This window comes from Flavobacterium endoglycinae, from assembly GCF_017352115.1.
GTDB lineage: Bacteria > Bacteroidota > Bacteroidia > Flavobacteriales > Flavobacteriaceae > Flavobacterium > Flavobacterium endoglycinae.
On sequence record NZ_CP071448.1, the window covers coordinates 5,146,014 to 5,161,249 of the forward strand.

Consider the following 15,236-nt stretch of genomic DNA (forward strand, 5'->3'; position numbering starts at 1 on the left):
CAGTCAATTAGGATTGGCCGCTGTTCTACAACTGCCAAAAGATGCGCCAACATCTTTTGGTTTTTTTTTGGTTAGTTTATAAATAAGGTTGATATGTGTATCTCTGGTCTTATATCATAGGCTTTGGTGGTTTTAGAATTGATTTTTTATTTATTTGATTGTAATAGTTCTTTGGTTGGCGTTAACAGTACAGCTGTTATTGGTAATACTGGATAATGTGCTTGCCAGCGAATTAAGGTTTTCATTTAAAGCTAATGATCCCGAATAATTAGCGTCAAGGTTTAAATGGGCACTTTTTATAAATTCTATTTTATAATATTTTGAAAGTTTGTTTAAAATAGTTCCTAAAGATTGGCTTTTGAAGGTAAAATAACCATCTCTCCACGACAATATTGAGGCAACATCTTTTCGTTCAACTTTGAGCTGTTTTGTATCTTTATCAATTGTAGCAATCATTCCAGGCGTTAAGTCTTGCTGAAGTTCCTGATTGCTCATGAATCCTTTTTTATTGTAGGTAATTCGAACTTTTCCTTGCAATAATGCTGTTTGAATAGTTTGGTCTTCTGCATATGAACTCACATTGAAAACCGTTCCCAAAACGCGTACATTACATTCTTTTGTTTTTACAAAAAATGGTTTTGCTTTGTTATGACTTACATCAAACGCTGCTTCACCGTTTAAATATACTTCACGGATTGATCCATCAAATTGGGTTGGATAAATTAAGGATGAACCTGAATTGAGCCATACTGTTGTTCCATCGCTCAACACGATCTGTGTTCTTTTGCCGTACGGAACTCTAACGGTATTAAAAGAAGAACTAGTAGGGCTTGTATTAATGGTTTGTGTTCCAACAGTTAGTTTTGTGCCATTTTTTCCATAACTGATAACAGAACTGTCCTGTACTGCTATAGTTTTCTGGTCTTGCAAAATAAGCGAGACATTATCTAAATTGCTATTTGAATCTATCGATGGCTGTGTTTCAGCAAAACGTTCCAAATCTGATTGTGGACTACTTTTAGAATCGGATGTATTGTAGAACACAAAAAATGTCACCAACAAAAGACAAGCTGCTGAGGAAAGTACTGTGAAAAGTTTTTTGTTTCTATTGCGGCGGACTTCTTTTCTTTGGAGTTCAATTAATCCATGATGAATCTTTTCCTTTGTGGATTTTTTTTCTTCATCTGATAATTGTCTAAAATTAATTTGCATCCTGATTATTTTTTTTGGGGTGTATATTTATATAGAGAACGTTTCTCTAAAAACATAGACAAAAAAAATAACCTTTTTTTAAAGTTTTTTTCGCAATTCTTTTAAACATCTGTAAATCAATGTTCTGCATGATTCGACAGATATATCTAAGATGTAAGCAATTTCTTCGTATGGTTTGTTTTCATTGAATCGGTAAAACAAAGCTTTGCGCTGTTTTTCGGTAAGGTCCTGCATTGCAAAAGCCAATTTTGAATTTAATTCTAAAATTTTTTCCTCTTCGATTAAGGTTTGTTCAAATGAAGTTTCTTCTAAAGCTTTCTGCTGATGGTCTTCATCATATATAAATAACTTTTCTCTGCTTTTGTTCTTACGCAAAATATTTCTCTGGGTAATTTTTAAAAGATAAGATTTTACATTTACAGGATCAGAAAGATTGTTTTTATAGCGGTAGAGATCTAAAAAAACATCATGTACAGCATCTTGAGCTTCTGATGCTTCATTTGTATATTGAAGTGCAAAAGTTAATAAAACATCAGCATAACTATCATACAGATTTTCAAAGGCGGTAATGTCACCTTTTTTAATCTGCTGCCATAAAGAAATATCTGTGGTGGTATTTTCCATTAAAGGAATAGAATTGCTTGTGTTTTTATAGCAAATCTATAACTTTTATCAGTTAATTGGATAATTTTTCAAATATTACGCATGATTTTGAAGATTTTGGTCAAAATAATGGCTATTATTTTGTTAAAATAAAAGAAAGCATCATTAGAAATTAGTTAATACTTACACATGAGCCGTAAAAAGGTACTAATGCATGTAAAAATTAATTTCACTTTTGGGTAGTTACTATTCTATTTACAAGGTTTAGTTTCGAAATATACTTTTTCAAATAAACCGTTTACTTTTTCAAGGACAATTTTTCTTTTTGTAATAAAATACAAGCTCCTCCACCTGGCGCAAGTGTAACATCAATAAAGTCATGGCTGGTCACTTCTTTGGAAATGGTTTCATGACTCACTTTGTTGCTTCTGAAATCGGCGTCTTTTCCATCTTGAATAATCATTGCTTTGTAAGTGCCTTTTCCTAATACTGTTAGAGGAATACGGAGCGAACGGCCATCTTCATTTGTGGCTGCGGCTATCAGCCAGTTTCCATCTACAGCCTGACGTGCCATCACAATATACTGTCCAATTTCCCCGCTGATTGTTTTGCTTTCCTGCCAAGGTTGTTTTTGTGCACGTATAAAAGTTAATAATTCAGGGTATTTATTGTAGTTTTCAGGAATATCAGGAATAATGGTTGCGCCAGAAAAGGTTATAAGTGTGCGTGCCGCTTCTGCTGTAATGGTAGAAGGTACCGGCATTGGATTGTCGACTCTTCCTTTCTGTTCCATATCGAAGGTACCATTGTTCATATCAATAGGTCCCGCTACCATGTTGACAAAGACAGAGGTTACAAATGTTTTGGGCTCAAATACCCTGCGTGCATCGGATTGCGCCTGACAAAACTCTCGCGTAACTGCATTAGGCCAAGTTCTCATTTGTCCATAAGGGTGAACCGGATCATCATGAAAATCAACCATTAAATGGTTTTCCGCACAAAGTTTTGTGATAAGTTGTGTATGTATGTTTTTTTGCTCTGGCGTTCCCTGCATAAAACCATATTTTACACCGGCCGCTCCCCAGTCTCCATATTGTTTCAATGTTTTTTCTAAAGGATAATTTTTTCCTCCAACATCATTTAAATACAGCCAGACACCTACATTTTTTTGTTTTCCATACGCAATGATTTGATGTACCTGCTGTACTTTACCACCTTTTAAAGGATCGGACTCTTTGTTAAATTCTTCCCCATACCAGTTGGCGTCTAATACTAACGATTTCATTTCATTTGCAGATGCCAGATCGATCATGCGTTTCCACGATTCTAGTGACATTTCATATTTAAAGCCATCAGCTTGCGCACCATCAATACGCCAGTCCCATACAGCTACACCGGGTTTTACCCATGAAAAATCTGCTCCTTTAGAGGGTTCGGGATTAAGTAATTCAATTAAATGAGAATCCGTTAATTCTCCTGGACTCCTTCCATACATCACTACTCTCCATGCTTTAGCATTTTTAGAAGGCACGGAAAATAAAGTAGTTCCTTTTTGCGGCTGCAAAAGTAAAGGCTCACCGCTTTCGAGATCAGCTTCATGCACGGCCATATAACTATTTTCTGCTGCTTTGATAACCATAACAGGCTTTCGAATATCAGCTGCTTCATTTAATTTTTCAGGACCTATATTATGTCTTTCCCCATTATAATACCAAGCTGAATAGTTGGCCGCAAAATTGAATTCTGTTAGTTCTTTTTCTGAAGCTAATCCTTCATATCTAAAAGCCATTCCATCATTGTATACTCTTACTTTAATTTGATAGAGTGTAAGATCTATTATAATTTGATTGTAATTATCGGGAACATTTTTTCTTTTACCCCAAATTGGTTTCCAAACACTTTTTACAGACGAACTGCTGACTTTATTCCAATGGATGGTATTTGCAGATTCGAGTCCAAGTTTGCTTTGTTTTATCAGTACCTGATTATCAGCCCTAAAATTATATTCTATGGTATTTGCGCTGGTTTGTTGAATTTGAACTTCAAGCTTTTTATCTGGAGAAGTGACTGTAACCAGATGTTGTTTTGATTGTGCAGATAAAATAGCCGGCAATTGAACGGCTATTACAAATACGATTAATTTCGTTTTAAACTTCATTTTTTAGTTTTTTATGTCGGCAAATACTCAATCTAATTTCCAATAGTAGAATAAATAGGTTCTCTCATTTTCTGGAATTAACAAATCTAACAAATCTATGTAATAAATCATTATGGGATTTACAGATCAGATAGGGACAACGAGGAACAACTGTTTTTTTATTCATAAAAAAATAGAGCACAAGGTTTAAGAAGAAGTAAACCTTGTGCTCTATAGAAGTTTCATTTTATGGTTACATTCAGATATTTCCCAAATTATAAGCGGTACAAAATGAACTATAATTTGTTGGCATACAAAAATAAGTTTCCTGTTAGTTTAGTTTACTGTTTTAACACAGTAGAACAGAAACTTTAATCGGTATGCGTAATTTTTAGGATCATAAAAGCTAGAATAGCACTTTCCTAGTCATTACAAGACCATTTTCTAAAGTGGTCTTAACCAATAGAATCTGGCTTCCTGAGTCAATGGAATTGATTTCGAGCTGCGGAGCTCCGATCTTTTGGCTGCTGAAAAGAATTTTTCCCGAAATATCATAAACAGCAACTTCCTGTAAAGGTGCACTTTCAGATTTTAGACTGATCACTTTATCTTTTGAAGTGACAAAAAGAGGCTGTAAATTATTTTTCACATCATCGTTCATTCCTAATTTGATATCTGGATCATAAAACAGTACAAAACGATCTTGAAAAACCCCTGCGAGAGTAGAGAAGGTATAAGAACCCTTTTTCAGATTGTGCAGTTTTCCTGTTACTTTATCCTTTAGAAATATATCCCGTGTTTCTAAAATACCATCTGCATGGTCAATAGAAATGGTAAGGTTTCCTATTATGGATGATCGGTAGCCAAGCGGAACAATATCTGATGGATCAAAGGGCACGGCACGGCCTTGAATTACCAGCTTTCTATCTTCATTAATACTGTAAAAATCGGCATATACATTACCGTCGATAGTAGGGGCATCATATTGATGGTCCCATCCATTGGTTGCTCCTGTAATATATCCTATGAGCAGCTGTTTAAATAGGCCTTCGGGATTGGTCAGATTAAGCCATACACGGTGTCTTTCCACTTCTAATGCACTTTTAAATTCGGGAGCTGGGTCTTTAAATTTTAAGAATGCGTTTTCCTTTAGTAAGGGCTTAGATAAAAATGGATTTGAGTTTAATGAAATAACATACTGAGCAGCTAAAAGCAGTATGAATGAAAAGAAAAGCTTTTTCATAATTTGATAATTAAAATTTAAAAAATAGGCTGAGTGCCACTATTTGCTTCTCAAATTTTAGATAACAGATGTAGAAAACCGGAGACACTGTAAAGTGCCTCTGCAATAAATAAAAAATTAAAATTTATTAAAGTAGTTTTTTTCTATAGCTGCAATTTAAATATTGAGATTAATTCGAAAGACAGAAGAAAAAACATGATAATGGTTAGCTGCAGTCTAAACAAAACTTAAAAGTTGTAGTGCCCTTTTAAGCAGTATATCGGTGTTTTTTGCTTTTGGTCGATCAAATATTACATTAAGGTATGAAATTTTACACGAAAAAAGAAAATTTAAATGTTAATTTAACACTATTGTTTAATTTTTTATTATTTGTCATAATTGTGTTAAAATTGAGAATTTGAACTTTAAAAAAATTTAATTAGAGTATTGTAATAAAAGGTAGCAGTTTTTACAGAAAAATGATTTCAATTTACAGAAAAGACTGTCTTTTTACTTCCCTTTGAGATCTTTTATAATTTCAAGAATACAGCAGTGCAGTATATCGAGATGATCGGCTGTTTCGGCTGTAAATTTTCTTCCGATAGCTTCTCTTTCAACAGCACGCAGATTTTCGCTGAGACTTTCCAGAAGAAAGAGATGAAGCCATAGTTGGAGCTGTTCTGCGGTTTGCAGCACTGTTTCGAAATCATTTCGTTTTACAGCGCTCTGCAATTCTTTAAGCTCTATGGGTGCCTTTTCGATAAACTGGCTTGTCACTTCTTTTTTCCAGCCTGGTTTAATTCGATCCGTTTCTTCTATTTGGGATAAATCTGCCTTTGGACGCTGTAAATTGCGGCTCTCTTTTTTCACGGCAGTTTTAATAGCTTGAAGCAGTTCATGCTGTTTAAACGGTTTTGGCACATAACCGTCCATTCCGGCTTTGTAGCAGCGGTCTTGTTCGCCAGCAAGCGAATGCGCCGTCATCGCAATAATGGGAATAGGATTATTCATCTCACGGCGGATATATTCTGTGGTTTGGTAACCGTCTTTTACCGGCATCTGAAGATCCATCAGCACCAAATCATATTTCTTGTGCGATAGTAATTCTATTCCTTGTTCGCCATTTTCAGCAGTATCAATTTCAAATCCGAAACTTTCAATAACATTCTGTGCGAGTTTCTGATTCAGTCTATTGTCCTCACAGAGCAGAATACTGAGTCTTCCCAAGTCGTTTACGGGTTTGCTTTCTCGCTGCTCTTCCTCAAACGAGGCTTTTTTATAAGAAGCTGTAAAGAAAAATTCCGAGCCGTATCCCTCGCGGCTTTTAACTTGTATCTGGGAATCATGCAGTTCTACAAGCTGTTTAACAATATTAAGACCAAGTCCAGTGCCTCCAAATTTTCGTGTGGTGCTTTCCTCGGCCTGAGTAAAACGTTCAAAAACCGTATCAAGGTATTCTTGGGGAATACCTATCCCTGTATCTTTTACCGAAAAACGGAGCTGATAAGCGTCGTGTGTTTCTCCAGTTTTTTTGACCGAAATCGTCACTTCGCCTTCACTGGTAAACTTCAGTGCATTTCCTGCCAGATTGACCAGTATTTGGTTGAGTCTTCCTTGATCTCCAGAAACCATTTCAGGAAGTTCTGCATCGAGATATAGGTTGAATTCTACCTCAGGAACGGCTTTGACCTTGAGTAAATCATAAACATGACGAAGTGCTTTTTTGAGATTAAAAGGCTGTATATCAAGTGTAAGTCCTCCTGATTCAATTTTAGAAAGATCGAGTATATCATTAACAATCAACAGCAGGTTTTCTCCAGCCGTCTGCACATCTTGCACAAATATGCGCTGCTGCTGGTCGAGTTTGGTGCCAGCCAGAAGTTCCGTAAATCCGATAACAGCATTCAGCGGTGTTCTGATTTCGTGGCTCATATTGGCTAGAAAATTTTCTTTAGCTGCCACGGCGCGTTCGGCTATTTTTTTTTGACTGGCAAGTTCATTGTTTTTGGTTTCGAGTTCCAGAGTGTTGATTACGTGGCGAGCCACAATCTTAAGCGCACTGCGCTGCCTCGCATTAAGTTTTTTAGGTACATGATCTGCTGCGCAAAGCACGCCAATATGATAGCCATCAGGAGTGGTAAGAGGAACTCCTGCGTAAAAACGTATTTTAAAACCGCCTGTTACATTGGGATCATCTTTGAAACGTTCGCTGAGGAGAGTATCGGGAATTTCAACCAATTTGGAATCCATGATTGTATACCGGCAGAAGGTGATTTCTCTTGGCACTTGAGAGACGCCCAGTCCAGTTTCAGATTTAAACCATTGACGGTTCTCATCGATAAAGGATATATAAGCAATCGGAACTCCGCAAATGTAGGACACAAGGGCTGTAGCATCATCAAAGGCGTTATCGGGAAGCGTATCCAGAATGTTATAACGTTTTAAGGCGTCAAGACGCTGCGCTTCATTACGAGGTATGGGCATTTTGGTAGCTTTCATGACCTATAAAATTAATATGTAAGTTACAAAAGACTGTTTATTAATGTTTTATATATTTTTTGAAGGCTGATTATATAATTTACAGCTTTTCATTTAACTGTTATTTAATGACCTGATGAAACGTTCAAAAAACTATGCAAATGTTTTTGATACATCAACAGCCTTTATGCGTGGCAGACTCGAAAATGGCAATTGGATTACTCCTTTTAATCCTGAATTTCCGTATTATGAATATATGTACCGCGAAGCCAATGCATGGCAGGTTTCGTTTTTTGCGCCTCATGATATGAAAGGACTTGTTGATTTGTATGGAGGAGCAGAAGCTTTTGAAAAAAAATTGGACGAGTTTTTTACCAAACCGTGGAATCCAGATTATATTGCTTGGAATCTTTCAGGTTTTATTGGCCAATACTGTCATGGAAACCAGCCAGATCACGAAGCGCCATTTTCGTATTATTTTGTAGATAAACCTGAAAAATCACAAAAAAGGATTGACGAAATTTTGAAAACCATGTACGGAATAGGGCCTGAAAAATTAGCCATGTCCGGAATGGATGATGCTGGTGAAATGTCTTCTTGGTATGTATTTGGTGCGTTAGGACTATATCCGCTGTCACCAGCTGATCCAGAATACCTTGTTACCGTTCCAATTTTTAAGGAGGTGGTTTGGATCATGCCATCTTGGAAAAAGCTCAGAATTAGAAATAACTCAGAAAGAAGAAATCTGAAAGCTATCAAGATCAATGGAAAGTTAAACAATAGCTATTTTATTTCGCATGACCTTTTTAAAAATGGAGGTGAAGTAGAACTCGATACACACTAGCAGATTTTTGTGTTATGTAAAAGTATGTATTACCAATGTTTTTTAGGATCTTTATAATAGAAAAGCAGTTTTAAATATAGGAGCTGTATCAAAAGAAACTTTTAAGAAATAATTAAATAGTTAGTAATAAATAAAGAATTATAAAAATGAAGAAAAAGTTAGCAGTCCTAATAAGTTTAATATGTATAGGAACAATTGAGGCACAAAAAGATTTTAAAGCTCTTTTTGATGGAAAATCAACAGCTGGCTGGCATTCCTACGGAAAAAATACTGCAGGATCAGGCTGGAAAGCACAAGATGGCATACTTTATTTTGATCCTCAAGCGGCAGTTAATGGGCAGGGCGGAGATTTGGTAACGGATGCTGAATTTCAAAATTTCCATTTAAAATTAGATTGGAAAACAGAAAAAGGCAGTAACAGCGGAATTATTTTTTATATCAACGAAGATGCGCAAAAATATCAAAATACATATAGTACCGGTTTGGAAATGCAGATCCTTGATAATGAAACCCATCCTGATGGTAAAATTAAAAAACACCGCGCAGGAGATTTGTACGATTTAATCCAGAGCAGATCAGAACCAGTGAGAGAAACCGGTAAATGGAATACAGCTGAAATTATCAGCAAGAATGGAAACTTAACTTTTATCCTAAATGGAGTTATTGTAGTAGAAACAGTGCTTTGGGACGCGGCTTTTCAAAAGCGCATTGCAGATAGTAAATTTGCAGGATGGCCTGAATTTGGAACCTTTAAAAAAGGAAGGATAGCGCTACAAGATCACGGAGACAAAGTATACTTTCGCAATATTCTAATCAAAGAACTATAGCTAAAGTTACTGTTACTATGACAAAAAGCAAAAAAATAGAACTTGATTTAGGTAAGCATTCTAAATTTACGATTCTATTTTCCGATGCAGAAATTAGCGAAGATATTTCCCAGTAATTCGTCATTAGAAACCTGACCAGTAATCAAGCCAAATTGGTATAAAGCTTCTTTAATATCCAATGCAATTAAATCACTTGAAAGGTTTGTTTCAAGACCAAATTTTACTTTTTGAATTTCATCAAGCGCTTTAAGTAAAGAATCATAATGTCTTGTATTCGTAACGATTGTTTCGTTATTTCGAAGCGCTCCTGTATTTACAAATGAAAGCAGCTGGTTTTTCAAATCTTCAACACCAATTTTTTGTTTTGCCGAAATTAAAAGCAGTATTGCATTTAAATCAGCAAGCTGACTGGTAATGTTCGAAACTTCTTCTTCGGATAAAATATCCTTTTTGTTGACTACAATAATCAGGGGTTTCAACGGATACTTATTTTTAATCTGTTCAATTTCCGAAACAAATTCTGAGCTTGAAGTTTTGAATTTCAAACCGTCAAAAAGATAAATGACCACTTGTGCCTGATCTATTTTTTCAAATGTTTTTTTAATTCCAATGCTTTCTACAACGTCTTTAGTTTCGCGAATACCAGCCGTATCAATAAATCTGAAACCAACACCACCAATTACAAGTTCGTCTTCAATTGTATCACGCGTTGTTCCTGCAATGTCAGAAACAATAGCACGCTCTTCATTAAGCAAAGCATTCAATAAAGTAGATTTACCTACATTCGGCTCGCCAACAATAGCGACTGGAATTCCGTTTTTAATAACATTCCCAACCGCAAAAGAATCAATCAGACGTTTTAAAACAAATTCAATTCGGTTTAATAATTCATGAAACTGAGTGCGGTCTGCAAATTCTACATCTTCTTCGGCAAAATCCAGTTCAAGCTCTATAAGAGAAGCGAAATTCAGAAGTTCTTCGCGTAATTTGGCAATTTCATTACTAAATCCGCCGCGCATTTGTTGCATGGCGATTTGGTGAGAAGCCTCGTTATCTGAAGAAATTAAATCAGCAACAGCTTCTGCCTGCGATAAATCTAGTTTTCCGTTCAAAAAGGCTCTTAGTGTAAATTCTCCTGCATCAGCCATTCTACAACCTTTTCTCAATAACAATTGAATAATCTGCTGTTGAATGTAAGTAGATCCGTGGCAGGAAATTTCAATCGTATCTTCACCAGTATAGGAGTTAGGCCCCTTAAAAACCGAAACGAGAACTTCATCCAGAATTTTAGCATCATCAACAATATGACCTAAATGCAGTGTATGCGTTTTTTGTTTGGTTAAATCCTTGTTTTTGATGGATTTAAAAACCGAATTTCCAATAGAAATTGCTTCAGCTCCCGAGATACGGATGATAGCAATAGCTCCCGCTCCAGACGGTGTGGCCAATGCAACTATAGAATCTTGATTTATCATGCTGCAAAGGTATGAAAAAGGAATAACGTGATAAAGCCCTTGAATCTGGTTAAATTTCAGAATTATCCGTAACTTTATTAAGAAATCATTAAGTGTTAAAATCCTGATAATTGTCAGTTTCTTTTGCATTTAGAATGATTAAATTTGAGTAAGAAACCTATAATCTGAAATAAAATGAAAAAGATATTATTCCCTACAGACTTTTCTGAAGCCGCTACAAATGCCTTTGTACATGCTTTAGAATTTGCAAAAATTGTCAAAGCCGAACTGGTTTTACTTCATACATTTGAGATTCCGGTTTATGACAGTCAGTTTTTTCCAGAAAATTACGCTTCAATTTACAGTTCAATCGAACTCGCGAAATTTGAAATGTTTAAAGACGAAATTCCGAAACTCCGAACTATTGCTGCCGAAAGAAAGCTTGATGATATTGTAATAAAACACCGTTTAATGGATGGCGACCTCATTTATAACCTTCGAAATGCAGTGGAAGAAGACCAGATTGATTTTGTTATCATGGGTACCACAGGTGCCTCAGACTGGACGAAGTTTTTCACAGGATCTAATACAAATTCGGTGATTTCAGAAGTAAAAGTGCCTGTATTGTGTGTACCAGTTGACGCTAAATTTAAGAAAATCAAAACGATTGGTTTTACAACACGTTACCGTGAAAAAGACAAAGAAGTTCTTCGCAGAATCTTGAAAATTGCTAAAAAAACGGATGCCAAAGTCAAAAGTTTATACGTAAGATCTTCTGGAACTGATGTTTCTGACGCAACCATTAAAGAATGGGAAAGAGAATTTTCTGCTGATAATGTAGAATTTTTAGTTCTTCCAAGTGATGAAGTTAAAGAAACTATTCTTGATTTTATTCTCTATAAAGACATTGATATTTTAACAACGATTACGCATAAAAGATCATTCTTTGAATCCATTTTTGATACAAGTTTCAGTAAAAAGATTGCCAAAGAAGTTTCGATTCCAGTTTTGGTAATGCATGAAAGTTAGAAATCGGATAGAAGTAATTCTTATTTTGAAAGTGTAAAACTTATATTTGCGATTCATTAAAAATTTAAAATGGATATCTACCAAAGTAAAGTCGAACATTTTTCGAAAACATATACAGAAATCAGTAAAAGATACAACAGCATTAGTATTTTAAGGCTTTTAAGCATATTTCTTTGTTTGTCAATGTTGTTTTATTACATCAAGACTAATGAAATAAGCTACGCCGGATTTGCTTTTCTATCTTTTGCTGGTTTTCTTTTTTTAATGAGAGTACATTCCAGACTTTCATTTAAGAGAGAATTGACAAAAGCAATCTTGAAAATAAACGAAGACGAAATCGCTTATCTGAAAAGAGAAAAATTGTCATTTGAAAACGGAATCGAGTTTAACGATTTCCATCATCCCTACGCTTATGATCTCGATATTTTTGGAGAACATTCTTTATTTCAAAATCTAAATCGAACCGCAACTTTTATTGGAAAAAAGACGTTAGCTCATACATTATTGCATCAATTTGCAAACGGCGAAATTTTAAAAAATCAAAAAGCCATTGCTGAACTAGCAAATAAAATTGATTGGCGCCAGGATTTTCAATCCCTTGCCATTGTCAGTTCTGACACAAAAAATGCTTATGATTCTATAGTACATTGGAAATCATTTCAAAACAATTCTTTACCTAAAGTTTTAACTGCACTATCTATTATTCTTCCAACCGCTTTTTTTGGTGTTTTAGCAGCTTATTTCATTACTTCAAAAGCCATTTTTTTATCGTATTTAACGTATATTTTTATTGCTAATCTTGCTGTTTTAGGAAGAGCTTTAAAACGAATTCAATCTGAAATTGCAAAAGCAGATAATGTCGACAAAATCATTAAACAGTATAGTTTATTAGTTCAGAAAATAGAATCTGAAAACTTTGAATCAGAAAAATTAATTACACTTCAAAAACAGCTTGTTTTTAAAAACGAGTCGGCAAGTTCACATTTAAAACAATTATCAGAATTATTTTCAAGAATGGATACCATAAGCAATTTTGTAACTGCAATTGTTTTTAACGGTTCATTCTTGTTCAATCTGCATGTTCTTAGAGCACTTTTAAAATGGAAAAAGGACTATTCTGATCAACTTGAAAACTGGATTAATATTTTAGGTGAATTTGAAGCCTTGAACAGTCTTGCCAATTTAGCCTATAATAATCCTGATTTTGTTTTCCCAGAAATCAATTCAGACTTTAAAATCGGATTTAAAAACTTGAGTCATCCGTTATTAAACCCGAATGGCAGGGTAGGGAATACTGTTGGTTTTTACCCGCAATCTTATATGATTTTAACAGGTTCGAATATGTCTGGAAAAAGTACTTTTTTAAGAAGTCTTGGAATTAATATGGTTTTAGGCGGAATTGGCTCAGTTGTTTGTGCTTCAGAAGCTAAAATACATCCACTTCCAGTTTTAGTTTCAATGCGATTATCGGATTCTTTGGCCGACAGCGAGTCGTATTTCTTTGCTGAAATTAAACGTTTAAAACAAATTATGGATGTTTTGGAAGAACGTCCCGCTTTTGTTCTTCTGGATGAAATTTTGAGAGGAACAAATTCTGATGACAAACGAAACGGAACTATTGAAGTCGTGAAAAAAATCATTGCAAAAAAGGCAGTTGGTGCGATTGCTACACACGATATTGAAGTTTGTCTAACCACTAATGAGTATCCAGATATTTTAACCAATCAGTGTTTTGAAGTCGAAATTCAAAATAATGAATTATACTTTGATTACAAACTTCGAAACGGTATTTGTAAAAATAAAAGTGCCACTTTCTTAATGCAGAAAATGGGCGTAATTTAAACTTTATTTCAACGCATAAGCATATAAAAAAGCTTCAGGATTTTTTAAAACCTGAAGCTTTTTTATTGGTCAGCAGGCATATAAAATTATGATTATTTAGATGTCATTAGTATGTCAAGAAATATAATTTTTTGGCATTTTTTTTTAAAATGAATATTGCTGAATATGCAAACTTCCACATCAAAAACCCATCAAATCTGCATAAAACCAATAGAAACGCTGTAAAAAGTCAAAATGACAATAAGAGCGTAAAAACCTGTATTTATTGATAATTTCACTTTATTTTGGCATAAAAATAACATTTAATTAAAAATAAATTTTACTAAAACGATTTTGTAAGTTTGGTTTGCATATATTTGCGATGTAATAAAATATCCACTTATAGTTTATATACCCGATGAAAAAGATTACAATTAAAGATATTGCTACAAAAGCGCAGGTTTCGATATCGACCGTATCTTTTGTAATCAATGGAAAGGGCGAAAAAATGGCAATCAGTCCTGCGGTTATTAAAAAAGTTCAGGATGTTGCCCAAAAATTACAATACAAACCCAGTATGATTGCAAGTAGTCTGCGAACTGGAAAAACCAGATCTATTGGGCTAATTGTTGAAGATATTTCAAATCAGTTCTTTGCTGACTTGGCACGGGTAATTGAAGATGAAGCGAAAAGTATTGATTATCGAGTTTTTTATTGTAGTACAGGTGATGATAATAACCGTTCAGAAGAATTAGTGCAGAGTCTTTTACAAGCCAATGTTGAAGGTTTTATTATTACACCCACTAAAAATTTAGAGAAAACAATAAGCCATCTTTTAAAAATACAAAAACCGGTGGTACTGATCGACCGTTATTTTGCCAACCAAAAAGTAAGCCACGTCGTGATGGATAATTACGAAGGGTCGTATGCGGCAGTGAAATTTTTACTTGAGAAAGGATATAAAAACATTGCAGTGGTAAATAATAAATCTGGAATGATTCAGATGAAATTACGTGAAAAAGGTTACGTCGAAGCATTGAAGGAGGAAGGAAAGTATAACGAAAATTATACACTGCTGTTGGATTATCACAGTAATGAAAAAAACAGAATCGATTCGATCATACGTTTTTTTGAGGAAAGACCAGAAATTGATGCCGTATTATTTCTGGCAAATTATTTAGGTCTTGCAGGTCTTCAAGCTTTTAAAAGTTTGAAATATAAAATTCCCGATGATATAGCCGTGATTAGTTTTGACGATCACGATAGTTTTAAAATGTATACACCGACCATTTCAGTTGTTGCCCAGCCCATAGAAGAAATAGCTGTTAAATCGATTCAGCTGTTAATGAGTCAAATGACAAGTCTGGAAGATTTTAAAGTCGAAAAAGTGCTCAAAAAAGGATCTTTAATTGTGAGAGAGTCGGTTTAAGTTTACAGATCATTTAGCAGAAAAAAAATAAAGAAATGAGAAAAGAAGTTACGGCTTTTTTTTGCTCATTTTACTAAAACGTTTTAGTAAAACAAAGCCTTGATTTTAGTGGATTTACACTTCTAAATTTCAAAGCTTATAAAAATAATAAAGCCCATATACAGTAGTGTTTTTTAGAGA

General features: G+C 34.6%; 11 protein-coding genes. 5 read left to right on the forward strand and 6 right to left on the reverse strand.

Going from position 1 to position 15,236, the window contains the following annotated elements; all coding sequences use genetic code 11:
* Positions 1–150: 150 nt before the first annotated feature.
* The 5 genes from J0383_RS22105 to J0383_RS22125 form a co-directional block, all read right to left on the reverse strand.
* Positions 151–1,212 carry a FecR family protein gene (locus J0383_RS22105; protein ID WP_207296119.1) on the reverse strand — a complete coding sequence of 354 codons (1,062 nt, stop codon included), beginning with the start codon at positions 1,210–1,212 and terminating at the stop codon, positions 151–153.
* Positions 1,213–1,290: 78 nt separating this feature from the next.
* Positions 1,291–1,836 (reverse strand): RNA polymerase sigma factor, encoded by a 546-nt coding sequence (locus tag J0383_RS22110; protein WP_207296120.1) that lies wholly within the window; start codon positions 1,834–1,836, stop codon positions 1,291–1,293.
* 277 nt (positions 1,837–2,113) lie between these two features.
* A complete protein-coding gene (locus J0383_RS22115; RefSeq protein WP_207296121.1) occupies positions 2,114–3,973 on the reverse strand; it encodes a glycoside hydrolase family 97 protein in 1,860 nt (619 codons plus the stop codon).
* Positions 3,974–4,358: 385 nt separating this feature from the next.
* A complete protein-coding gene (locus J0383_RS22120; RefSeq protein ID WP_207296122.1) occupies positions 4,359–5,195 on the reverse strand; it encodes a T9SS sorting signal type C domain-containing protein in 837 nt (278 codons plus the stop codon).
* A 489-nt stretch (positions 5,196–5,684) separates the two neighbouring features.
* Positions 5,685–7,673, reverse strand: a complete 1,989-nt coding sequence (locus J0383_RS22125) for a GAF domain-containing hybrid sensor histidine kinase/response regulator (protein WP_207296123.1) — start codon at positions 7,671–7,673, stop codon at positions 5,685–5,687.
* Positions 7,674–7,788: 115 nt separating this feature from the next.
* Here J0383_RS22125 and J0383_RS22130 point away from each other — a divergent pair, with 115 nt between their 5' ends.
* Complete coding sequence (locus tag J0383_RS22130) at positions 7,789–8,496, forward strand: glycoside hydrolase domain-containing protein (protein ID WP_207296124.1); 708 nt, start codon at positions 7,789–7,791, stop codon at positions 8,494–8,496.
* 146 nt (positions 8,497–8,642) lie between these two features.
* Positions 8,643–9,323: a 3-keto-disaccharide hydrolase gene (locus J0383_RS22135; RefSeq protein WP_207296125.1), complete on the forward strand. Its 681-nt coding sequence runs from the start codon at positions 8,643–8,645 to the stop codon at positions 9,321–9,323.
* 74 nt (positions 9,324–9,397) lie between these two features.
* Here the strand turns inward: J0383_RS22135 and mnmE are convergent, their stop codons facing one another.
* The gene (gene mnmE, locus J0383_RS22140) at positions 9,398–10,798 is read right to left on the reverse strand and encodes a tRNA uridine-5-carboxymethylaminomethyl(34) synthesis GTPase MnmE (protein WP_207296126.1); all 1,401 of its coding nucleotides are present in this window, start codon (positions 10,796–10,798) and stop codon (positions 9,398–9,400) included.
* A gap of 174 nt (positions 10,799–10,972) precedes the next feature.
* Between mnmE and J0383_RS22145 the strand changes: the two genes are divergently transcribed.
* The 3 genes from J0383_RS22145 (at position 10,973) to J0383_RS22155 (ending at position 15,056) form a co-directional block, all read left to right on the forward strand.
* Complete coding sequence (locus J0383_RS22145; RefSeq protein WP_207296127.1) at positions 10,973–11,806, forward strand: universal stress protein; 834 nt, start codon at positions 10,973–10,975, stop codon at positions 11,804–11,806.
* Between the two features lie 69 nt (positions 11,807–11,875).
* Positions 11,876–13,648, forward strand: coding sequence for a MutS-related protein (locus J0383_RS22150; RefSeq protein ID WP_207296128.1), 1,773 nt, complete (start codon positions 11,876–11,878; stop codon positions 13,646–13,648).
* A 397-nt stretch (positions 13,649–14,045) separates the two neighbouring features.
* Entirely contained in the window at positions 14,046–15,056 is a 1,011-nt protein-coding gene (locus J0383_RS22155; protein WP_207296129.1) for a LacI family DNA-binding transcriptional regulator, read from the forward strand.
* Positions 15,057–15,236 lie beyond the last annotated feature (180 nt).